Origin of the sequence: Amycolatopsis sp. NPDC049688 (genome assembly GCF_040674975.1) — a bacterium.
Taxonomy (GTDB): Bacteria; Actinomycetota; Actinomycetes; order Mycobacteriales; family Pseudonocardiaceae; genus Amycolatopsis.
In genome coordinates this window covers 373,302-393,785 of sequence record NZ_JBFANY010000003.1, presented here as the reverse complement: position 1 = coordinate 393,785, position 20,484 = coordinate 373,302, and the positions used below count along the sequence as shown (strand labels likewise).

Sequence of the window (20,484 nt, the reverse complement as noted above, 5' to 3'; positions counted from 1 at the left end):
TGCCGTAGGCTCGGCGGCGGTTTCGAGGAGAGGAGCACCGTGCCCGACGAGGTCAAGGCGAAGACGTCCGGAGTCCGCATGCGCCGGATCGCCCGCACGATCCTGGCCTGGCGGCTGGAAAGCGGTCAGGACCAGATCGAGGTCGCGAAGGCGGTCGGCTGGTCGAACGCGAAGCAGTCGCGCATCGAGACGGCCAAGCTGCCGATCACCCCGGCCGACGTGATGACGCTGGCCCTGCACTTCAGCCGGCCACCGGACGAGCGCGACGCCCTGTTCCGCGACGCGCAGACCGCCCACAGTTCCCGCTGGCTGGAGCAGATTTCGGCCGACGCGTTCGCCGCGGACGTGCGCGAGTACGTGGCCCTGGAGTCCGAAGCGTCGGAGGTGCGGATCTTCAAGATCGATGTGGTCCCCGGCCTGCTGCAGACCGAGGAGTACGCGCGTGCCATCGAGGCATGGCTTCGAGCGCCCGGCGACGTGCAGCACGAGGATCGGGTCCGGGCACGCATCCGCCGCCAGGCTCGCCTACAGGACGAGTCACCGCTCGGCGTGCGCTGTGTGCTGACCGAAGCAGTGCTGCGGATTCAGGTCGGCGGTCGTGATACCTGGCTCGGACAGCTGCGCCGGATCGCCGAGCTCATGGAGCTGCCGAACGTCGAGATCAGGTTCCTGAAGAGCGAAAACGGCGCCTATCCGGCCATGGGATATCCGTTCAGCATCCTGAGTTTCGACGACAACGAGCCGGACATCGGCTACATCGAGCTGCTCGGAGCGGGCGTGTACCTGGAACGGGAAGGCGAGGTCGAACCCTACGTAGACTCGTTCGAGGAGCTGTGGCGCTCTGCCGAGGATCAGGGTGGATCTCGCAGCTTGCTCATGGAGATCATGGGTGCGAGCACATGATCAAAAGACTGGAGATGGACGATGGAAGACGTTCGTGTGAGGGAGAGTTCGTGGCGGAAGAGTAGCTACAGCGCTGCGGGCAACGAGTGCGTCGAGGTGGCGATCCTCGGCGATGGCGCTGCCGTTCGTGACTCGAAGGACCCGCACGGCGGGTTCTTCGCCGTGCCGGAAGCCGCCTGGACAACCTTCCTGGCGGCCGTGAAGTAGCGAAGTCCGGGCGAGTGCCGGGGCTGGCCGGCACTCGCCCGCTTCGCCGAGCGAAGGAGGCTGGCGTGGACGAAGCAGTGTGGCGCAAGAGCAGCTACAGCGGCCAAGAAGGCAACGAGTGCGTCGAGGTGGCGATCCTCCGCGACGGCGCCGCCGTCCGTGACTCGAAAGACCCGCGCGGCGGCTTCTTCACCGTCCCGGAGGCCGGGTGGTCGGCCTTCCTGGCCGAGATCAGCTGATCCCGGTCAGGCGCGCCAGCGCCGCGAACCCGTCGTCGGTGCCGGGCCAATGGGCGCGCACCGCGTCGAGCCCGGCCCGGCGGACGACGCTGCGCAGGACCGCCGTGACGATGATGGCGTCGTCGGCGTACCCGAGCACCGGGATGAAGTCCGGCACCAGGTCGATCGGCAGCGCGAGGTAGGCCAGCAGCAGCCCGAGCCGCACCCGGACACCGCGGGGGAGCGTCTTGTCGCCGGCGAGCCGCCGGATGAGCCGCAGGACGTCGGGCAGCAGCCGCAGCGCCTCCCGCAGCAGCCCGCCGCGCGGCCGGACCACCACCAGCGCCCCCACCAGGACGAGCCACGCCAGCAGCAGCGCCGCGGCGACGCCGATGAGCAGGTCCCAGCCGTTCATCGCCCGGCACCGGGATTCTCGGCCCGCAGCGCGGCTTCCTCGAACGCGGCCAGCTCCGCGGCGGCCTCCTCGACCGCCTCGCGGGCGGCGCGGCCGGCGGGGGCACCGAAGTAGTCGCGGGCGGAGATCTTGTCCAGCCAGCTCCGGAACCGCTGCAGGTCGGCTTCCGACTCCTCGACCTCGGCGTAGGTGGCGTTGCCGCGGGCCTGCTCGTCGGCGAGTTCCTGCCGCAGCTGCGGCAGCCGCTGGAGGACTTCGGCGTACTCGGAGTCGCGGGCGGTGTTGAAGTCGGTGATCACCGCCTGTTCCTCACCCGGATCGGTGAAGGTCATCGACAGCACCCGGACCGTGCCTCCCTGGTGGCGGATGCGGATGGTCAGCCGCCGGATCTCCTGCACCACCGGCGGTCGCGCGGGCAGCAGGCACACCGACTGCTGCAGGTAGAGAGCACCGAGCGAGCGGAGTTTCCGCCACACCTGCACCCGCAGCGAGTCCGGCGCACCCGCGGTCGACACGCTGACCACCAGCCAACCTGGTTCGGGAGTCACGTCGCAATGTTACACCCGTAACACCGTCGCCGGGTCCGGTGATCCGGGGTTGAACCGCAGGCGGGCTGGGCAGTAGCTCCACTGCCGGATGTCCGGCTGTCCGGGAGCCGCGGCCTCCCGGCCCGACGAGGAGGGCCACCTGATGCTTGCGACGCCCAGCCAGGTCGAGGTGTCCGACGTTCTCCCGGTGCGCACGCGCGTCACCGTGATCCCCACGGCCGGGCACACGGTCGTGGCGGTGACCGGCGACCTCGACCTGACGGTCACCGCGTCGCTGCACGAGCAGCTGGAAGCGGAACTGCGCCGGACACCGGAGGCCCTGGTCCTCGACCTGGCCGGGGTCACGTTCTGTTCCGCCGGGGCGCTGGCGGTGCTGCTCGACGTCGTCACCACCGCCCACGCCCGCGGCATCCCGTGCGCGATCATCGCCACCGGCCGTGCGGTGCTGCGCCCGGTCCGCGTGCTGCAGCTCGACCGCGTCCTGCCCCTGCACGCCGACCGCGCCGAAGCCGAGGACTGGCTTTCGCTCCTGCGCCGGCTGCGGTGAAGGCCGGCTCGCCGGCTGTCAGCGGGTGAGGAAACCGCCGTCGACGAACAAGTCGTGGCCGTTGATCCCGCCGTTGCGGAGCAGGAAGTCGGTCGCGTCGGCGATCTCGTCCATGGTGACCAGACGCCCGATCGGCGTGCGCTCGGCCTGTGGCCCCAGGTCGGCGTCGCGCCACCGGGGGCTGTCGCCGACCAGGCCCGGGTGCAGGGCGTTGACCCGGTGCGGCGCGAGCTCGATCGCCAGGGTCTTCACCAGGCCGGTGACGGCGCTGTTGAACGTCGTGATCACCGTCGAGCCCGGGTAGGGCCGTTCCTTGGCCAGGCCGCCGAAGAGGACGACCGACGCCTCCGGCGTGAAGTGCGCGCTCAGCACCCGGACGGCTTCGGTGTAGCCGACCAGCTTGGTCGTCACCGCGGTGATCGCCTCCGCGACGTCGAAGTCCTGCAGCGTGTTGGGGCGCTGGTGGCTGGCGGTGATCACCAGGTGGTCGAGCGGCGGCACGCCCGCGGCCGCGGCGGCGATGGTCTCCGGGCGGGCGAGGTCCAGGCCGAGGCCGGTGGCGGCGGGGCCGATCTCCTTCGCGACCGCCTCGGCGCGGGCCGCGTCGCGGCCGGCGACCACCACGGCGGCGCCGCGGTCCGCGTGCCGCTGGGCGATGAAGCGGCCGAGCCCGTCGGTGCCGCCGATGATCATCGTGGTGCTCATGGCTCTCTCCGTCCTGTTGACCACTTGGTCATTAACGAGCATAGAGGGCTTGCTGACCAGTTGGTAAATTGACCCGCATGACCCGACGCCCGCACCGCCGAGACCCGGAAGGGCACCGCCAGGACATCCTGGACGCCGCTCGCAGCTGCTTCGGCGAACGCGGGTTCGCCCGGGCGACCGTGCGGGAGATCGCGTCGCGCGCCGGCGTCACCCACGGCCTGGTCCTGCGGCAGTTCGGTTCGAAGGAACAGCTGTTCCTGGCCGCCGTGCCCGGCCACCGCGAGCTCGACGCGGTGATCGCCGGCGACCCGGACACGCTGCCCGAGCGCGTCGCCCGCGCCTACGTCGAGCGGATGGAGGCCGGCGCGGCCACCGACCCGCTCGTGGTCCTGCTGCGCAGCATCGCCTCGGACCAGCAGGCGGCGGCGAAGCTGTACGGCGCCATGGAAGAGAGCAGCATCCGGGCCTACCGCGAAGTCGTCGACGGCGAGGACGTCGCCATTCGCGTCGCGATGCTCGGGGCGCAGCTGATCGGCGTGACGGTCAACCGGTACATCGCCCGGACCGGGCCGCTCGCCGAGCTGCCCGCGGCCGCGCTCACCGACCGGCTCACCCGCGTTCTGCGGCACATCCTCTTCCCTACTTGAAACGTAATAATCGTCTGTAGTAGCGTCGCTGCACCAGAGAGTTGAAACCTTTTAATGGGGAAGGGGCGCGCGTGAAGGTCGCCGTCCTCGTCACGTGCATCAACGACGCGCTGTTCCCCGACACGGGCAAGGCGGTGTTCCGGCTGCTGCGCCGCCTCGGCGTGGACGCCGACTTCCCGGCGGCGCAGACCTGCTGCGGCCAGCCGATGGTCAACACCGGCTACCTCGACGAGGCCGTGCCGGTGGTCCGCGCGTTCACGCGGGCGTTCGCCGGCTACGACTACGTCGTGACGCCGTCGGGCTCGTGCGCGGGTTCGGCCCGGCACCAGCACGGTCTCGTCGCGCGGCGCGCGGGGGAGCCGCAGCTCGCCGAAACCGGACCGAAAGTGCTGGAGCTGAGCGAATTCCTCGTCGACGTGCTCGGCGTGACCGACGTCGGCGCCGCCTTCCCGCACCGCGTCACCTACCACCCGACCTGCCACTCGCTGCGCATGCTCGGCGTCGGCGACAAGCCGCTGCGGCTGCTGCGCGCGGTCCGCGGGATCGACCTGGTCGAGCTGCCCGCCGCGGAGGAATGCTGCGGCTTCGGCGGCACCTTCGCCGTGAAGAACGCCGAGACGTCCACCGCGATGGGCGCGGACAAGGCCCGGCACGTCCGCGAAACCGCGGCGGAGGTGCTCGTCGCGGGCGACAACTCCTGCCTGCTGCACATCGGCGGCCTGCTGTCGCGGCAGCGGTCCGGCGTCCGCGTGCTGCACCTGGCCGACGTTTTGGCCTCGACCGGGGAGGAACCGTGAGCGCCACGTTCGTCGGCATGCCCGCCTTCCCGGCGGCGGCCCGGGAGGCTTTGGCCGACACCCAGCTGCGCCGCAACCTCGCCCACGCCACCGGCACGATCCGGGCCAAGCGCGCGGCCGTCGTCGGCGAGGTGGCCGAGTGGGAGGAGCTGCGCCTGGCGGGCGCGGCGATCAAGGACAACACGTTGCGCCACCTCGACGAGCACCTGCTGACGCTCGAAGCGTCGTTGCAGGCCAGGGGAGTGACCGTGCACTGGGCGCGCGACGCCCGGGAAGCCTGCGACGTCGTCGCACGGATCGCCGTGGACCACGGCGTCGACGAGGTGGTCAAGGTGAAGTCGATGGCCACCCAGGAGATCGGGCTCAACGAGGCCCTCGCCGAGCACGGCGTCACGGCGTGGGAGACCGACCTCGCCGAGCTCATCGTGCAACTCGGCGACGACCTGCCCAGCCACATCCTGGTGCCGGCGATCCACCGCAACCGCGCGGAGATCCGGGACATCTTCCGCCGCGAGATGGCCGGTGCGCCCGAAGGCTTGACCGACGACCCGGCCGAGCTGGCCGGGGCGGCGCGGCTGCACCTGCGGGAGAAGTTCCTGCGGGCGAAGATGGCCGTCTCCGGCGCGAACTTCGCCGTCGCCGAGACCGGCACCCTGGTGGTCGTCGAGTCCGAGGGCAACGGCCGGATGTGCCTGACGCTGCCCGAGGTGCTGGTTTCGGTGGTGGGCCTCGAAAAGGTCGTGCCGACGTGGTCCGACTTGGACGTGTTCCTGCAGCTCCTGCCGCGGTCGAGCACGGGGGAGCGGATGAACCCGTACACGTCGACGTGGTCGGGCGTGACGCCGGGCGACGGGCCGCAGGAGCTGCACGTGGTGCTGCTGGACAACGGCCGCACGCGCGCGCTCGCCGACGAGGTGGGCCGGCAGGCGCTGCGCTGCATCCGCTGTTCGGCGTGCCTGAACGTGTGCCCGGTCTACGAGCGGACCGGCGGGCACGCCTACGGCTCGGTCTACCCGGGCCCGATCGGCGCGATCCTCAACCCGCTGCTCAAGGGCGTCGGCGTCGACGAGCAGACCGACTCCCTGCCGTACGCGTCCAGCCTGTGCGGCGCCTGTTTCGAGGCGTGCCCGGTCCGCATCGACATCCCCGAGGTCCTGGTCCACCTGCGGTCCCGGGTGGTCGACGCCCACCGCGGCGGAGCGCCGAAACCCGAAGCGGCGGCGATGAAAACGGCGTCCTGGATCCTCTCGGACGCCCGCCGGCTGGAGTTCGCCGAGCGCGGGTTGGGCATCGCGAGCCGGGCGTTGACGCGCTTCGGCCGCCGTCTGCTCCCGGGTGGACGCCGGGCCCTGTCCCGCCTGCCGTGGCCGGGTTCACTGTGGACGGACACCCGCGACCTGCCGGCCCCACCGCGCGAACCGTTCCGGGCCTGGTGGCGCCGATGACCGCCCGCGACGAAATCCTGGCGGCGGTCCGCGGCGCGCTGCGGAATGCGGACCGGACCGAAGCGGCGGTCCCGCGCACCTACCGCAGCGTCGCGGCGGCGGACGTCGTGGAACTGTTCGCTTCCCGCGTCGTCGAGTACCGCGCGGCCCTCACCCGCTGCACCGCCGCCGGACTGCCGGACGCGATCCGCACGGCGCTGGGACCGGCGCGGAAAGTGCTGGTACCACCGGGATTCCCGGTCGCCGTCGAGGGCGCGCCCCCATCCACGGCCCTGGCGGAGTACGACGCCGTGGTCACGACGGCGGCGCTGGGCATCGCCACCACGGGAACCATCGTCCTGGACCACGGCCCAGGCCAGGGGCGGCGGGCATCGAGCCTGGTCCCGGACGTGCACGTGTGCGTCCTGCGGGCGGACCGGATCGTCCCGGGCGTACCGCAGGCGGTGGCCGCACTGGACCCGGCCCGGCCGCAGACGTGGATCAGCGGCCCGAGCGCGACGAGCGACATCGAGCTGACCCGCGTGGAAGGCGTGCACGGCCCGAGAACCTTGCACGTCATCGTCGTGACGGAGTAAAGGCGGCGGGAACTTCCATCCCGCTCGCGCGAAGCTACTTCACCCGGACGCGGGCGGAGCCGGAGGAAAAACGACCACCCGGCAACGCTCCTCCCAGCCTGGCCAGAGCGGCCCGCACCGCCTTGGCCTCCGGAGCCTTCAGCTCATCGAACACGGCCAATGCCTCCTGCAGCCGGGCGACGCCATCCGCGACGTCCGCCGCGCGCAGGGAACACCGGCCGAGCCCCTCGAGCGCTCGTCCTTCCTGCAGGCGGATCCCGATGGCTCTCGACCGGTCGAGCGCCTGACGGTAGAACTCGAAAGCGTCGCCTGCTTCGGGCCACGCCAGGGCGAGACCGCCGAGGTTGTTCAGGTTTTCGGCCTGCCACGCCCGGTCGCCCCCGAACAGGATCCGAGCGCGCGTCAGATACAGGAGTGCCAGGCGGAAGTTGCCGCCCGCGTGGTGGAGCCGGCCGAGGTTGTTCAGGGCGACCGCTTCCCGGGTGCGGCTGTCCAGCCGGCTGTAGATCAGCTGGGCGCTGCTGTAACAGCTGTCGGCCTTTCCGTAGTCGCCGAGCTCGAAATGCATCCGGCCGAGGTTGTTGAGCGCCCTGGCCTCGGTGTAGCGGTCACCCAGTTCCCGGGACAGCGAAAGCACCTGGTCGAAGATGTCGATCGCGATCGCGTAGTCTCCGCAGACACCGTAGGTGCAGCCGAGGCAGAGCAGGCTCAAGGCTTCGCCGAGCCGGTTGCCGAGCTCGACGTACAGCGCCAGAGCCCGTTCGCCGTCGGCTCGGGCGGCGTCGTGCCGCCCGAGGCGGAACTGCACGCTCGCGAGGCTGCCGAGAGCACCGGCGATACCGAACGGGTTCTCCAGCTCTTCGTACAGCGCACGGGCCCGGGTGAGGTACTCGATCGCTTCCGGGTACTCGGAAAGCTCCATCCGGGCGAACCCGATCTCGGTCAACACGGCGGCCTCACCGAGCCGGTCACCGGACCGGGCGTACAGGTCCCGGGCCCGGAGCAGGTGCCCGACCGCGGCGGGGTGGTCGCCGAGCAGGCTCTGCACCCGGCCCAGGTCGGCGCGGGTGGCCGCTTCGTCCGTGAGGTTGCCCGCCGCCTGTTCCGCGGCCAGCACCGCCTGGTCGAGCCGGTGGGCGTCGTGCCAGTACCCGTGCTGCTCGAGGTACGGGTGGAGCGCGACCGCGAGTTCGGCGGCCCGGTGCAGGTGGTCGTGGACCGCGGCGTAGGTGATGCAGGCGCCGAGGTTCGCGCGTTCCGCGCTCAGCCAGGCGATCGCCTCGCCTTCCGACTCGAATTCGTGGGCCCCCGCCGGCGGCTCGGCGGCGATCTCCGGGCGCGGGCCGCGGGTGGCGACGAACCGGGTCGCCGACCGGACGGCGTGGAGGTAGTAGTCGAGGAGGCGTTCGAAGGCTTTGTCGTCACCGTCTTCGCTGCTCAGGGTCAGGCTGTAGGCCCGCGTCAGGTCGTGCAGGCGGTAGCGGCCGGGAGCCACCTCTTCCAGCAGGTGATCGAGGTACAGCGCGTCGAGACGGTCACCCGTGGGTTCCGGGTCTTCGCCGTCCAGCGCCGCCGCCGCGCGCGTGTCGATCTGGGTGCCGGGGTGCAGGCCGAGACGGCGGAAGAGGCGCTTCTCGGCCGGGCTCAGGTCCCGGTACGAGAGGTCGAACGCGGCGGCGACGGTCCGGTTGCCCGCGCGCAGCATCGTGATCCGGGTGCGGGAGCACCTGAGGTCGTCGGCCAGCTGCCCGGGCGTCCAGCAGGGGTGGTTCCGCAGCCGGCCGGCCGTGAGCGTGATGGCCAGCGGCAGGTACCCGCACATCGCCATCAGCTCGGCCACGGCCCGGGGATCATGCCCGGGCGCGCCGGTGTAGCGCTGGAACATCGCGGCGGCGTCCGGCGGCGGGAGGGTCTGCAGCGACACCGGGCTCGCATCGGCGACGGACTCGATCCGGCGCCGGCTGGTGACCAGCACGAGGCTGCCGGGGCTGCCGGGCAGCAGCGGCCGGACCTGCTCGTCCCCGACGGCGTCGTCGAGCAGCAGCAGGATCTTCCGCCCGGCCAGCTTCTCCCGCCACAACCGGGCACGGTCGTCCAGGCCGGCCGGGATGGCGCTCGCCGGGACGTCCCAGAGGAGCAGCAGCGACGCCAGCGCGTCGCCGGGATCCACGGGGGCCTGCCCGGGACTGTGGCCGTGCAGTTCGAGGAACACCTGGCCGTCGGGGAAGTGGGAGGCGAGCTGGTAGGCGGCGCGGACGGCGAACGTCGTCTTCCCGATGCCCGGCATGCCGTCGACGACGTGGACGGCCATCCCCAGGGTGCCCTGTCCCGCGGCGGTGGACACCGTCGCGGTGAGCTCGGCCAGCTCCGGCCCGCGGCCGGTGAAGGCCGGGAGGTCGCGGGGGAGCGTGGAGCGGCCGCTCGTCGACGCCGGGAAGGGCACCGCCTCCGGCCGCCGCGGCGGCGGCTCCGGTTCCACCGGAACGATCCCTTCGGTGTCCGGCGGATACGGGTGGTCCGGCCGGCTGATCCAGCCGACGGTCACCGTTTCCTTGACGGCCACCTGCACCGGCCGGAACGTCGAAGGATCCGCGACCGTGCTGCTGCGGACGACTTCGTCGAAGAACCACGCCGAAGTGATCAGCGCGAGCGTTCCCGGCGATTCCGCCAAAGCGATCTTGAGCTGGGGCGCCTCGATCAGGCGAAATGTCTGATTGATTGCGGGACCGGTCACCCCGTGGTCGTCGTAGGCGACTTCCCCCGCGTGAAGCGCCATTCTCAGCCGGATCTGCTCCTCGATTCGGTGCGTTTCATTGTGCCGCCGAAGCTCCCTCGCGAGCGACGCGGGAAGCACCTCGACAACCGGTCCTTTGAGGATCTGGGCCGGCACGAGCACGAGATTTCCGTCGCCGGTGCTCTCGTGCTTGCAGTCGAACCAGGGTACGCCGGCTTCCTTGAACGCCCGGCGCAGCGCGAGATCGAGACCTCGGCGAACCACCAGCCGATGCGGCGTGGTCCTGCTCCGGTGACCGTAACCTTCGATATCCACCGCGAGTATCGTGCGGTGCACGACCAGTCGTGAGTGCTCCATTTCCCCTCACACACACTTGCCCAGGATTCGAGTCTATGGACGGGCTCGTCGGGGCGGCAATCCTGTGGTCGGCGAACGGTGCCCTGGAGCGGATGAATGGTCTCGACGGTAAAACTGGCCTAAAAATGGTCAACGGTGCCACGGTCGCCGCACTCGATCACCTCGTTTATCGGCTTGCCTCCTCGCGGAGGTCGTGGCTACGTTCGGGTCATGCCTTCCCGACTGCTGGCACTGACGTCCGAGGCGGACGACCCGGCCGAACCGGCCCGCTTCTGGGCCGCCCTGCTCGGCCGGGAGGTCGTCGAGGACGACGGCGGTGTGCTGCTCCCGGGCGGGGAGACCCAGCTGGGCCTGCGGTTCGTCCCGGGCCGCGCCGGCCGGCCCGGCACGCACCGGATGCACCTGCACCTGACCAGCGCCGACCTCGAAGACCAGCGGCGCACGGTGGCCACGGCGGTCCGGCTCGGTGGCCGCCACCTCGACGTCGGGCAGCGACCCGAGGAGGGGCACGTCGTCCTGGCCGACCCGGCGGGCTACGAATTCTGCGTGATCGAGCCCGGCAACGCCTACCTCGCCGGGTGCGGCCCGCTGGGCGAGCTCACCGGTGCCGGCAGCCGGCAGGCCGGCGAGTTCTGGAGCAGAGCGCTGGGCTGGCCCCTGGTGTGGGACCGGGGCGAGCAGACCGCGATCCAGTCACCGGACGGCGGCACGAAAATCGCCTGGGACACGTGGGACAACGCGCCCGCGGAACCGCACCGGCAGCGCCTCGAACTGCTCCCGGCCGACAGCGGCCAGCAGGCGGCGATCGACGCCCTGATCTCCCTCGGCGCCACCCGGCTCGCCGCCCGCACCGACAGCACCGCCGCCCTGGCGGATCCGGACGGCACCGAGTTCCGCGTACGGACCTGACCGGCCGGCGGGGCGACGCGCCGGCGTCGCCCCGCCACCGTGCTACTGGATCACGAACGGCGCCGACACGTCCACCGCGTACGGCGTCGTGCTGTTCTTGTCCAGCTGCAGCACATAACTGCCCGGAACCACGACGGGCGGGCCGGACGCGTTGATGTCCGCCGCGCTTTCGGCCAGCGCGGCCGCCGGGAAGGACACGCGCACGACCTGTGACCGGCCCGGGTCGAGTGTCACCCGTGCGAAGCCGACCAGCCGTTGCGGCGGGACGACCACCGGGCTCACCGGCTGGGCCACGTACACCGGCACGATGTCGGTGCCCGCGCGGGTTCCGGTGTTGGTGACGGTGAACGTCGCGGTGGCCGTGCCGTCACGCCTGACCTTCGGCGTCACCGCCAGGTTCGTGTGGGTGAACGTGGTGTACGACAGGCCGTAGCCGAACGGGAACTGCGGGTTGTAGGCGTTGCCCGGACCGGACCCGGTGCTGGGCAGCTGGTCGAAGAACTTCGGCTGGTCGCCCAGCGGCGACGGGGCCGTGCCGGCGAAGTCGGCGCCGACGGCCGGCGCGTCGGACGGCCAGCTGATCGGCAGCTTGCCCGCGGGGTTCGTCTTGCCGAACAACACATCCGCCACCGCCGTGCCGGCTTCCGTGCTGCCCTGGTAGGCCATCAGCACGGCGTTCGCCTTCTCCGCCGGGCCCAGCCCGACCGGACGGCCCGCGACGACCACGACGATCACCGGTTTGCCGGTCGCCTCCAGGGCCGAGACGAGGGCCTGCTGGTCGGGCGCCAGTTCCGGCGCCGGGTTGTCGCCCAGCCCTTCCGCATAGGCCTTTTCCCCGACCACCGCCACGTAGGCGCTGGTGTCCGCCGCGGCCGCGACGGCACTGGCCTGGTCCGGCGCGTAGACCGCGGCCGGGTCCGCGGCCCGGATGCCGTTCAGCACGGTGGTGCCCGGCGGGATCTGGTTCTCGGGACCCATGCAGCACACGTGCCCGGCGCCGGCCACGCCCTGCCAGCTCACGCTCCAGCCGCCGAGCTGGTTGGTCATCGAGTCCGCGCTCGGGCCGGTCACCACGACCTTCGCGCCGGCCGGCAACGGCAGCGCGTTGTTCTCGTTGCGCAGCAGCGTGATCGACTCCCGCGCGGCTTTCAGCGTCTGGTCGCGGCTCGCGGTGACGGCGGCGTTGGCGGCGTTCGCGTCGACGCACGGTTTCGCCGGGTCGGCCACGCACGGCTGGTCGAACAGGCCGAGCTGGAACTTCAGCGTGAGGATGCGGCGCACGGCCTGGTCGATCCGCTGGGGCGGGATCCTGCCCGTGTCGACGGCCTGCAGGATAGCGGCCTGCCAGCCGGCCGGGTCGGAGACCTGCATGCTCATGTCGACGCCCGCGTTCACGGCGGCGGCGATGGCACCCGGGAGGTCCGCCGCGATGTGGTAGGCGGTCTGCAACGCGGTGACGTCCTGGTAATCGCTGATCACGACCCCCTGGAAGTGCATCTGGTTGCGGAGGATGTCGGTCAGCAGGTAGCGCGACGCGGTGGCGGGAACGCCGTTGATGGAACCGGAGTTGACCATGACCGTCCCGGCGCCCGCGTCGATCCCGGCCGCGTACGGCGGCAGGATCGTCGTCTGGAGGTAGTTCATCGGCAGCAGCGCCTCGGCCCGGTCGTGGCCGTTGATCGACTGCGAGTAGCCGGCGAAGTGCTTGACCGTCGCGCTGACGTTCAGCTCACCGCGCCTGCCGGGCGCCTGCATGCCCTTGATGTTCGCGGCGCCCATCGCGGCCGCCAGGGCCGGTTGCTCGGCCCACGTCTCGTAGGTGCGGCCCCACCGGTTGTCGCGCGCGATGTCCTGGACCGGGGCGAAGTTCCAGGTCCAGCCGGTGGCGCGCAGGGCGTCCGCGGTCGCCTTGCCGCCGGCCTGGGCGAGCGCGGGGTCCCAGGTGGCGCCCATGCCGATGGACTGCGGGAACAGCGGCGCCTGCCACGGGTGGCCGAAGCCGTGCACCGCGTCGACGCCGAACACGACCGGGAGGTGCAGGCGCGAGTTCTTGATCGCGAACTGCTGGATGATGTTGTACTCGGTGGCCCAGTCGTATCCGGTGTTGCCGACGCCGCCCTTGCCCGTGGTGTCGACCGGGTTTTCGGTCCCGCCCGCGAGAATCGAACCGACGTGGGCGTCGATGAGGACTTTCCGCAGGCAATCGGGATTGGGAAGGTTGAAACCGTTGTTCCCGCACGTGGTGCCGTTCGGATCGGTCAGCGTGGTGACCAGCTGCTGGTCCATCTGGCCGACCTTCTCGGGCAGCGTCATGGCGTGCAGCAGCGCCTCCACCCGCGCGGGCACCGGGCGATGGGTGTCGAGCCAGGGCGTGGCGCCCGGATCGATGGCGGCACTGCTGCTGGCGGTGAACGCGGGAACGGCGAGCAGAACCGCCGCCGCGAGCACCGTGATGGTGGCGCGGGTACTGCGTCTGTGGTGGCGGAACACCTGACCTCCTTCAGCCGTGAACGGCGCGGACCGGCCGCGTGGTGCGAGCGCACCGTAGGCACCTTCCGCCGGGCTGTAAAGCGCCGAACGGCCGCGTCGCCGGTTCAGGAGGGCAGGTCGGCCGGCACGCCGTGGAGGTCGGAGGTCAGGGTGGCGCCGGGGTCAGCCCGCGGCGTTGTCGGCGTACTTGACGGTGATGTTCTTGAAGCCCAGCGACTGCAGCAGCCCGACGAGCATCGTCCGGGTGTTGCGCTCCGCGTCGGCCACCAGCGAGCTCTTCGCGGCCGCCGCCTGGATCTGCTTCTGGGCGAGCTCGTAGAGCGCCTGCTGCGAATTCGGGTTGCCGGTGAGGAACTCGTTGATGCGCGTGAACAATCCCTGCTGCTGGGCGTACACATGCGACTCGTGGACGTCGAGGGTCGCCGGCTCCAGTTGCGCGTGGGGCAGCGTGATCGTGGCGGACTGGCGGTCGTCGGACACCTGGACCGCGTCCCCCTTCAGCCGCGAGAAGTCCACAAAGGCGTTGTCCGTGCCGACGCCGATGAACATCGTGTCGCTGCCCACGAGGAAGCTCGGCAGCGCCGAGCTGGTGGTGATGTCGACGACGACCTGGAACGACCCGCTGGCGGCCTCGTAGCGTGAGAGCTCGACGATCGACTGCAGCAGCACCGGGCCGGAGTGCTCCTCGGTCTGCTGGGCGAACGGATTGCGCAGCTGGGGTAACAGGTGCACCGCCGAGGCGACCAGTACCGCGGCGAGCAGAACGATCACGGACACGGCCAACGCGACGAGCCGCTTGCCCCAAGCACCCATACCGGGAGGTATACCCAATTCGTCACCCGGCTAAGCGACGGCCGCGGCGGTACGGTGACCTCGCTCGAATCTCTCCGACGACGAGGGGAACCGCCGTGCGCAAGTCCCTGTGGCTGTGGATCGTGCTCGCCGTTTTCGTCATCCTCCTGCTCGCCATGATCTTCGGCGGCTACCGCAAGGGCACCAAGCTCGGCGAGCCCGCGAACCGGGAGCCCGTGGCGGCGTGGTTCGTGGTCGGCTGATCATCGGGGTGTGCGAGAGTGCTCGGCCATGAACCATCTCGAACAGCTTCGGAGTGCGGCGGCCGAGCGCGGCATCCCGGCCGAAGCGGCCGACCGGATCGGCCGTTTTCTCCGGGTGGCGATCTGGGTGTGCAACGCCCACCGGTACGGCATCGGCCCGGCCGAGCGCGAAGGTGGTGTGGTCGGACAGAACGGCGGCCTGCCCCGCCTGCCGGCCGGCGCGGAATGGCCGTACGCCGACATCAGCGGCCCGGACCGGTTGCCGCTGCCGTTCGTCGCTTCGGTCGACTGCGCGAAGCTGCCGCGAGCCGACGGCCTGGAGCTCCCGGCGGACGGGTCGCTGTTGTTCTTCTTGGCGCACGAGCACGACCTGCACGCGCCCGGGTTCGCCCGGGTCGTCCACATTCCGGCCGGCACCGCCACCGTGCAGGTAGAACAGCCACCACCCCACGACGAGGTGTTCCTCCGGCCGCAGTCCGACCTCGTGGCGCTGGTCCAGCCGGAGATGCCGGGCTGGTTCGACGAACCCGAGAACCTCGAGTTCGAGTCGGACGCCGTCCGCCGGCAGGTCGGCGACACCACCCACCTCGAAGAGCTCCGCACCGTGTTCAAGCAGCTTTGGCCGCAGGTGACGACGGGCGCCGACCTCTACCTCGGCGGCTATTCGACGGAGCTGGGCATCGGCGAAAACGCCGAGTACGAAATGGCGGAGGACTCGACCCCACCGGACGCACCGGACCGCGACCGGCTCGTGGAGGAGGAGACGATCCGGCTGATGAGGGAGTGGATACCGCTGGCTCAGTTCCAGACGGAGGACCAGGTACACGTCGGCCGCTTTTTGATCCGCCACGAAGACCTGGCGGCTCGTCGCTTCGAGCGGGTTCGGTCGCTGACTATGTTCACGGAGTAGCTGAGGACCACGGGGCGCGACGTCTCCGCCGTTCGCGGAAGCCGTGAGCCCCCGCCGGCGGGCCGGTGCGGAGCGACTGGAACGTGCGCTGACGCCGACGAGGGAGTGCTCGATCGGAAACGATGACGCAGGGTCGATAATGTGGTCGTGACCGAGTCGCGTAACCAGCTGGCGGGCGATTTCATCGGAGGCGTCGTACAGGCCGGAAAGGTCGGCGCCGTGCATTTCCATGCACCCGCGCGAGCGGCATTGGCAGGGCTGCCAGCGGACGAGGGATTCACCGGACGCGAGGCCGAACTGACCGCGCTGGCAGCGGTGCTGGCGCCCGCTGAAGCAGCGACCGACGTGGCGCTGGTATGCACCGTCGCCGGACTGGCGGGCATCGGCAAGACCGCCCTGGTCGTGCGGGCGGCCCGGCGCGCGGAGGAGGCGGGCTGGTTCGTGGGCGGAGTGCTGTTCATCGACCTGCACGGTTACGACCGCGCACGGCGCATCGACGCCACGTCGGGGCTGGCCGTCCTCCTACGCGCTCTCGGCGTGGCCGGCGAGCACATCCCACCCGGTCACGCCGAACGGGAGATCCTGTACCGGTCGGAACTCGCCGCCCGGGCTGCCGAGGGCCGGCGGGTGCTGATCATCGCCGACAATGCCGCCGCACTGGATCAGGTCCGCCCACTGCGGCCGGGCAGCACTGCGCACCGAATGCTGGTGTCCAGTCGTCATACTCTGCCCATCGCCGGTGCCCGGCGGGTCGAAGTAGACGTGCTGCCGCAGGCTGAAGCCATCGCCGTCCTCGAACAGGCGTTGACCGCCGCACACCCGACCGACGCGCGGGTCAGGAATGACCCGGACGCGGCGGCCTTGCTGGCGGACCTGTGCGGATACCTGCCGCTCGCCTTGCGGATCACCGCCGAGTTGCTAGCCGATCAACCCGGCCAGTCGCTTGGCGAACTGGTCGATGTGCTCTCGACCGGTCGGGACCGGCTCGGAGAACTGGCCTACGGTGACTCGGTCGCGGTACGGATGGCGTTCGACGCGTCGTATCGACACCTGCCTACCGAACAGGCGCGACTGTTCCGGTTGCTGGCACTGAACCCGGGGCCCAGAGTCAGCCTGGGTGCGGCGGCAGCGCTGGCCGGCGCGCACGAGGACACAACCCGCCGCGAACTGAACGGGTTGCGGCGGGCACATCTGATCCACCACGCCGCCGAGGTGGCGGGCTATCGCATGCATGACCTGCTACGGCTGTATGCCCAGGAACGCTGCTACCAGGATGAGCCGGCGACCGATCGCGATGCCGCTCTCACCCGGCTGCTGGGCTACTACCGCGACGTGGCCCACGCGGCTGACACGCACCTGAATCTGCGTCTGACTGCCAATGACCGTGCCATGCGGTTTCCTGACCGCGGAGCGGCGTTGTCGTGGCTGGACGCCGAACGCGCCAACCTGGTGGCCGTTGTCACCGTTGCCCACCAGACCGGTCATGACGAACACGCACGCGACATCACGCTGAGCCTGTTCTTCTACTTCGACCTCCGCAAACACTGGTCCGACTGGATTGCCACCAACAGGTTGGCCCTGACTTCCGCACGTCGCCTGCGTGACCGCTACGGCGAAGCGGCGTGCCTGGGCAATCTCGGCATCGCCTGCCGGGAAGTGCGCCGTTTCGGCGAAGCGCTCGATCATTACCAGCAGGCGCTCACGATCCGCCGGGAAATCGGCGACCGGCACGGAGAAGGAATGAACCTTGCCAGCCTGGGAATCGCCTACCGGGACCTCGGAAAGGCCGACCAGGCAATCGACTGCTACCAACGGGCGTTGACCGTCTTCCGACAGGTCGGCGACACGTACGCGGAAGGGCGCACGCTGAACAACCTCGGCGTCGCTTACAACGATCTCGGCCAGTTGAGTGACGCCATATTCGCCTACCGGCGAGCGCTCGCCGTGTGCCGAGCGGGTGGCGACAGGTACGCTGAGGGCCGCATACTCGCCGATCTCGGTACCACGTATCGCGATCTTCGACGATTCGACCAAGCCCTCGACCACTATGAAAAATCGCTCGCCATACGCCGTGAACTGGGTGATCGGTATGGTGAATCCCGCGCGCTGTACGATCTGGGCGTCACGTACCGCGGACTCGGGCAACTCGACACGGCAGCCGACTGTCATCGACGGTCGCTTGCGGCCTGCCGGGAAATCGGCGACCGATACACCGAAGGTCATGTTCTGACTGATCTCGGAATTGTGTATGGCGAACTGTCACGATTCGATGACGCGGCGGACTGCTACCAACGAGCTCTTGTCCTGTTGCGCCCGCTGAACGAACCCGACAAAGTCCAACAGATCCAGGCCGCAACCGCCGAACTTACCGTGAAATGGGCAAAAGATCCATCGACAGCAAGGACCGATGATCCAGGACAACGCGACCAGCAGTGACATGGCATCCGAGTCCGTCAAGGCCGAGATCGTGAGTAGCGATGGCGGGGTTGTTTGATCAGGTTCGGCGGATTTGGTCCAGGTTCTGAGGTACGACCTTGGCGATGGGATGGTCGGGTTCGGAGACGGCCTCTGTCGGCGAGAGTGGCTTCCTGCAGCGGGATCGGCCCTGCCCGCGTCTCCTGCGGCCCGGTAGCGGTAGCGTGTCGCGGCACGCGGCTGTCCAGGGCCTCCAACTGTTGCCGGCGGGCGCGCGGCAGGCCTTCACCTCGTTCACCAGCGCGCGTAGCGGCACGACCTCGTGGACCTCGTCAACTGGACGGGTGACGTGGGTAACGCCAAGGCTTGCCGGAGTGATCGAGTAGAGAGTCGACACAAAGGAGCGGCTGATGTCTGAAGGCGACGGTGCGAGCCAGATGCGGGATGAGGTGCGAGCGAGGCTGAACCGCGTCATGCGCGGGTTCGGTCCCGCCGAGTCCAGCGCGCCTGGGTTCGCGCGATCCAGTGCTACGCCCTCGTGGCGCTTTTCCGTCAGCCGCGAATCTTTGCCCTTGAGCCCCGTGGTCAAGCTGATCTACATCTTCCTCGGGTGTCACGGCCTGGGCCGTTCGGAGAAGCTGGACTGGGAGTTTGTCTTCCAAGTCGGGCAGACGACCTGCTCCATCGCGTCGGAGAAGTTCGGGCTGCGTGTCTACGTCGACCGTACCGGCATTGCCGAGGAGGCGGAGGCGAAGAGACTGTTCCAGTGCATTGTGCAGGCCACAGTCAAGGGCCAGAAGGTGATCGAGAAGGATGTGTTGGAGCCGATCAGCAAGGAGCAGGTCAGCGCGGGAGACGTTGTGATCGGCAACCAGTACCACCGGTTGCGTGAGGCCTACCGCTACTTCCGCGACGGCGCGGAGATCGCCTTCCGGGGCGACGGCCGTGTGGAGGTGCTGACGAACGCGGATGACGCTTCGAACATCCTTGTCGACGCCTTTGCGGCTTGGCGCCGCCAGGCCGATGCTGACGCAGAGGGCTGGTGGAACACGTTCGCCATGATCATGGCGTACTTCAGCCTGCTCGAGCACACCCTCGTCGGGTGCCTGGCGTTCGCCGACTTCAACCCCGAAGAAGAGACCGTCACCGGCTTCATCGGCCTGAACTGGGGCGACAAGTTCAAGCGCTTGTTCGACCTGAACGCCGACCTGGTCGCCCAAAAGAAGTACGAGGCGTTGCGGGACCTCGCCGAGACCTACCGCAACACCTACGGCCACGGTGGGTTCGACAAGCGCGGCGCGACCGTGCACTTCCACGTTCCAGGAATCGGTGTCATCCCCGCGACACTGAGCAAGATCAGCAAGTCGCCGCACTTCGGCCTCGTGCCCGCCGTTGTCGAGGACTACAACAGGATCTGTGCGGTCTTCGACGACTTCGACTCCTGGATCGCCGCGGGCGCTTACCGTAACGCCATCAAGTGGATCGAGGACGGCATGGACTACGCCTTCGACGCCAAGACCCGTGCTGAACTCGCAGCGAACGCGCACGATTTCGACGCCTACCTGGAGGCGATGAGCTACCGGTTGGATCAAGTTACGAACATGGACTGGTGATCGTCCGGTCTGGTGGACCGACGAACCACCGGTGGCCGTACCGGCGGCACCGATTCGAGGCTGAACAAATGTCCGCTCATGCCGCTGACCGGGTCGTCCAGCGGACGCGGGCTCATGCCGATGCGAGTGAGTCCCGGTGCCGTGGCGCCGGGACTCACTCGGCCGCCGGTGTCAGCGGTCCATCAGAGCGAAAACACCCCAGCCGAGGTATTCGCGTTGATACCGGGCATGGCGCGCCGGAGCGGCGGTGAGTTCCGCGCGCATCCCCCCGGCCAGCTCGTCGTCGGGATTCGCGTCCAGCCAGCGGCGGGTGTTGAGCCACTGGGCCGCGGCGTAGCGGTCCCAGCTGTCCTGGTCGGCCAGGACCATCTCCACGACGTCACAACCCAGCTCCCCGAACTGTTCCAGCAGCTCCGGAAGGCCGCGGAAGTCGGCTTCGCTGGTGGCGTGGCAGGCTTCGACCGTGGCCTGGTCCGGGGGATCCCTGCGCCAGTACGGTTCCCCGATCAGCATGATGCCGCCAGGCCGCAGGCTACGCCGGAGCAGGTCCACGGTGCCGGCAACACCGCCTCCGATCCAGGTTGCGCCGAGGCATGACCCGATGTCGACCGGGTCGTGGGCGACGTGGCCGGACGCGTCGCCGTGGATGAAAGCGACCTGTTCGGTGACCTTCAGCTCGGCCGCTCGTGCCCGGGCCTTGGCCAGGAACACGGTGCTGATGTCGACGCCGGTTCCGGTGATGTGGTGATCGCGGGCCCAGGTGCACAGCAACTCGCCTGAGCCGCAGGCCAGGTCGAGCATCCGGGTGCCGGGGGGTGGGTTCAGCGCCTCGCCCAGGTCGGCCAGTTTCCGGCTGGTGAGCGGGTTGTGGATGCGGTGGCTGCTCTCGCGGATGGTGAAGCTACGGGGTAGATCCACTTCGGGGATTCCTCACGTCCAAGGGGGAGTGCACGGTGATCAGCGCTGGGTCGGCCGTCGACGGCCGGGCTGGCTG

The 20,484-nt window shown here is 69.8% G+C and carries 21 protein-coding genes; 14 read left to right on the top strand and 7 right to left on the bottom strand.

From position 1 onward, the window contains the following. Positions 1 to 39: 39 nt before the first annotated feature. The 3 genes from AB0J55_RS12780 (at position 40) to AB0J55_RS12770 (ending at position 1,349) form a co-directional block, all read left to right on the top strand. Positions 40 to 903 (top strand): helix-turn-helix transcriptional regulator, encoded by an 864-nt coding sequence (locus AB0J55_RS12780; protein ID WP_364246851.1) that lies wholly within the window; start codon positions 40 to 42, stop codon positions 901 to 903. A 21-nt stretch (positions 904 to 924) separates the two neighbouring features. Then, positions 925 to 1,110 (top strand): DUF397 domain-containing protein, encoded by a 186-nt coding sequence (locus AB0J55_RS12775; RefSeq protein WP_364246848.1) that lies wholly within the window; start codon positions 925 to 927, stop codon positions 1,108 to 1,110. A 65-nt stretch (positions 1,111 to 1,175) separates the two neighbouring features. Continuing rightward, positions 1,176 to 1,349 carry a DUF397 domain-containing protein gene (locus AB0J55_RS12770; RefSeq protein ID WP_364246845.1) on the top strand — a complete coding sequence of 58 codons (174 nt, stop codon included), beginning with the start codon at positions 1,176 to 1,178 and terminating at the stop codon, positions 1,347 to 1,349. Here the strand turns inward: AB0J55_RS12770 and AB0J55_RS12765 are convergent. Together AB0J55_RS12765 and AB0J55_RS12760 are read right to left on the bottom strand one after the other, a co-directional pair. Then, positions 1,342 to 1,743, bottom strand: a complete 402-nt coding sequence (locus tag AB0J55_RS12765; RefSeq protein ID WP_364246842.1) for a YkvA family protein — start codon at positions 1,741 to 1,743, stop codon at positions 1,342 to 1,344. The genes AB0J55_RS12770 and AB0J55_RS12765 overlap by 8 nt on opposite strands. Then, complete coding sequence (locus AB0J55_RS12760) at positions 1,740 to 2,291, bottom strand: Chromate resistance protein ChrB (protein ID WP_364246839.1); 552 nt, start codon at positions 2,289 to 2,291, stop codon at positions 1,740 to 1,742. Before AB0J55_RS12760 ends, AB0J55_RS12765 begins: the two co-directional genes overlap by 4 nt. Before the next feature lie 142 nt (positions 2,292 to 2,433). Between AB0J55_RS12760 and AB0J55_RS12755 the strand changes: the two genes are divergently transcribed. After that, positions 2,434 to 2,838, top strand: a complete 405-nt coding sequence (locus AB0J55_RS12755; protein WP_364246836.1) for an STAS domain-containing protein — start codon at positions 2,434 to 2,436, stop codon at positions 2,836 to 2,838. Positions 2,839 to 2,856: 18 nt separating this feature from the next. On the opposite strand, the gene AB0J55_RS12750 is transcribed toward AB0J55_RS12755, so the two are convergent. Further along, positions 2,857 to 3,543 (bottom strand): SDR family oxidoreductase, encoded by a 687-nt coding sequence (locus tag AB0J55_RS12750; RefSeq protein WP_364246833.1) that lies wholly within the window; start codon positions 3,541 to 3,543, stop codon positions 2,857 to 2,859. 77 nt (positions 3,544 to 3,620) lie between these two features. Here AB0J55_RS12750 and AB0J55_RS12745 point away from each other — a divergent pair, with 77 nt between their 5' ends. The 4 genes from AB0J55_RS12745 to AB0J55_RS12730 all read left to right on the top strand — a co-directional run bounded on the left by AB0J55_RS12745 (position 3,621) and on the right by AB0J55_RS12730 (position 7,007). After that, entirely contained in the window at positions 3,621 to 4,190 is a 570-nt protein-coding gene (locus AB0J55_RS12745) for a TetR family transcriptional regulator (protein ID WP_364246830.1), read from the top strand. A gap of 71 nt (positions 4,191 to 4,261) precedes the next feature. Next, positions 4,262 to 4,987 (top strand): (Fe-S)-binding protein, encoded by a 726-nt coding sequence (locus AB0J55_RS12740; RefSeq protein ID WP_364246827.1) that lies wholly within the window; start codon positions 4,262 to 4,264, stop codon positions 4,985 to 4,987. A gap of 17 nt (positions 4,988 to 5,004) precedes the next feature. Further along, on the top strand, positions 5,005 to 6,432 hold the full coding sequence (locus AB0J55_RS12735; RefSeq protein WP_364248177.1) for a lactate utilization protein B: 1,428 nt from the start codon (positions 5,005 to 5,007) through the stop codon (positions 6,430 to 6,432). Beyond that, entirely contained in the window at positions 6,429 to 7,007 is a 579-nt protein-coding gene (locus AB0J55_RS12730; protein ID WP_364246824.1) for an LUD domain-containing protein, read from the top strand. The genes AB0J55_RS12735 and AB0J55_RS12730 overlap by 4 nt, the downstream gene beginning before the upstream one ends. Positions 7,008 to 7,041: 34 nt before the next feature. On the opposite strand, the gene AB0J55_RS12725 is transcribed toward AB0J55_RS12730, so the two are convergent. Then, complete coding sequence (locus tag AB0J55_RS12725; protein WP_364246821.1) at positions 7,042 to 9,741, bottom strand: tetratricopeptide repeat protein; 2,700 nt, start codon at positions 9,739 to 9,741, stop codon at positions 7,042 to 7,044. A 3-nt stretch (positions 9,742 to 9,744) separates the two neighbouring features. On the opposite strand from AB0J55_RS12725, the gene AB0J55_RS12720 reads away from it, so the two are divergent. Together AB0J55_RS12720 and AB0J55_RS12715 are read left to right on the top strand one after the other, a co-directional pair. Then, complete coding sequence (locus AB0J55_RS12720; RefSeq protein ID WP_364246819.1) at positions 9,745 to 10,089, top strand: hypothetical protein; 345 nt, start codon at positions 9,745 to 9,747, stop codon at positions 10,087 to 10,089. A gap of 219 nt (positions 10,090 to 10,308) precedes the next feature. After that, positions 10,309 to 11,007: a VOC family protein gene (locus tag AB0J55_RS12715; RefSeq protein WP_364246816.1), complete on the top strand. Its 699-nt coding sequence runs from the start codon at positions 10,309 to 10,311 to the stop codon at positions 11,005 to 11,007. A gap of 42 nt (positions 11,008 to 11,049) precedes the next feature. Here AB0J55_RS12715 and AB0J55_RS12710 read toward each other — a convergent pair whose 3' ends face one another. Both AB0J55_RS12710 and AB0J55_RS12705 read right to left on the bottom strand, forming a co-directional pair. After that, positions 11,050 to 13,497 carry a glycoside hydrolase family 3 N-terminal domain-containing protein gene (locus AB0J55_RS12710; protein WP_364246813.1) on the bottom strand — a complete coding sequence of 816 codons (2,448 nt, stop codon included), beginning with the start codon at positions 13,495 to 13,497 and terminating at the stop codon, positions 11,050 to 11,052. Positions 13,498 to 13,659: 162 nt separating this feature from the next. Further along, on the bottom strand, positions 13,660 to 14,310 hold the full coding sequence (locus AB0J55_RS12705; protein WP_364246810.1) for a DUF4230 domain-containing protein: 651 nt from the start codon (positions 14,308 to 14,310) through the stop codon (positions 13,660 to 13,662). A 95-nt stretch (positions 14,311 to 14,405) separates the two neighbouring features. Here AB0J55_RS12705 and AB0J55_RS12700 point away from each other — a divergent pair, with 95 nt between their 5' ends. From AB0J55_RS12700 to AB0J55_RS12685, 4 genes are all read left to right on the top strand, one after another. After that, entirely contained in the window at positions 14,406 to 14,552 is a 147-nt protein-coding gene (locus tag AB0J55_RS12700; RefSeq protein WP_364246808.1) for a hypothetical protein, read from the top strand. A gap of 28 nt (positions 14,553 to 14,580) precedes the next feature. Continuing rightward, on the top strand, positions 14,581 to 15,462 hold the full coding sequence (locus tag AB0J55_RS12695) for a DUF1963 domain-containing protein (protein ID WP_364246806.1): 882 nt from the start codon (positions 14,581 to 14,583) through the stop codon (positions 15,460 to 15,462). Between the two features lie 147 nt (positions 15,463 to 15,609). Beyond that, positions 15,610 to 17,898 (top strand): tetratricopeptide repeat protein, encoded by a 2,289-nt coding sequence (locus AB0J55_RS12690; protein WP_364246804.1) that lies wholly within the window; start codon positions 15,610 to 15,612, stop codon positions 17,896 to 17,898. Positions 17,899 to 18,287: 389 nt separating this feature from the next. Beyond that, a complete protein-coding gene (locus AB0J55_RS12685; RefSeq protein ID WP_364246801.1) occupies positions 18,288 to 19,490 on the top strand; it encodes a hypothetical protein in 1,203 nt (400 codons plus the stop codon). 171 nt (positions 19,491 to 19,661) lie between these two features. Here AB0J55_RS12685 and AB0J55_RS12680 read toward each other — a convergent pair whose 3' ends face one another. After that, on the bottom strand, positions 19,662 to 20,408 hold the full coding sequence (locus AB0J55_RS12680; protein ID WP_364246798.1) for a methyltransferase domain-containing protein: 747 nt from the start codon (positions 20,406 to 20,408) through the stop codon (positions 19,662 to 19,664). Positions 20,409 to 20,484 lie beyond the last annotated feature (76 nt).

What these genes read in the sequence shown, in the direction of transcription:
- AB0J55_RS12775 (WP_364246848.1), top strand. Translation starts at nt 925, where the DNA reads ATGGAAGACGTTCGTGTGAGGGAGAGTTCGTGGCGGAAGAGTAGCTAC.
- AB0J55_RS12765 (WP_364246842.1), bottom strand. Translation starts at nt 1,743, where the DNA reads ATGAACGGCTGGGACCTGCTCATCGGCGTCGCCGCGGCGCTGCTGCTG.
- AB0J55_RS12755 (WP_364246836.1), top strand. Translation starts at nt 2,434, where the DNA reads ATGCTTGCGACGCCCAGCCAGGTCGAGGTGTCCGACGTTCTCCCGGTG.
- AB0J55_RS12750 (WP_364246833.1), bottom strand. Translation starts at nt 3,543, where the DNA reads ATGAGCACCACGATGATCATCGGCGGCACCGACGGGCTCGGCCGCTTC.
- AB0J55_RS12745 (WP_364246830.1), top strand. Translation starts at nt 3,621, where the DNA reads ATGACCCGACGCCCGCACCGCCGAGACCCGGAAGGGCACCGCCAGGAC.
- AB0J55_RS12735 (WP_364248177.1), top strand. Translation starts at nt 5,005, where the DNA reads ATGCCCGCCTTCCCGGCGGCGGCCCGGGAGGCTTTGGCCGACACCCAG.
- AB0J55_RS12730 (WP_364246824.1), top strand. Translation starts at nt 6,429, where the DNA reads ATGACCGCCCGCGACGAAATCCTGGCGGCGGTCCGCGGCGCGCTGCGG.
- AB0J55_RS12715 (WP_364246816.1), top strand. Translation starts at nt 10,309, where the DNA reads ATGCCTTCCCGACTGCTGGCACTGACGTCCGAGGCGGACGACCCGGCC.
- AB0J55_RS12705 (WP_364246810.1), bottom strand. Translation starts at nt 14,310, where the DNA reads ATGGGTGCTTGGGGCAAGCGGCTCGTCGCGTTGGCCGTGTCCGTGATC.
- AB0J55_RS12695 (WP_364246806.1), top strand. Translation starts at nt 14,581, where the DNA reads ATGAACCATCTCGAACAGCTTCGGAGTGCGGCGGCCGAGCGCGGCATC.
- AB0J55_RS12685 (WP_364246801.1), top strand. Translation starts at nt 18,288, where the DNA reads ATGTCTGAAGGCGACGGTGCGAGCCAGATGCGGGATGAGGTGCGAGCG.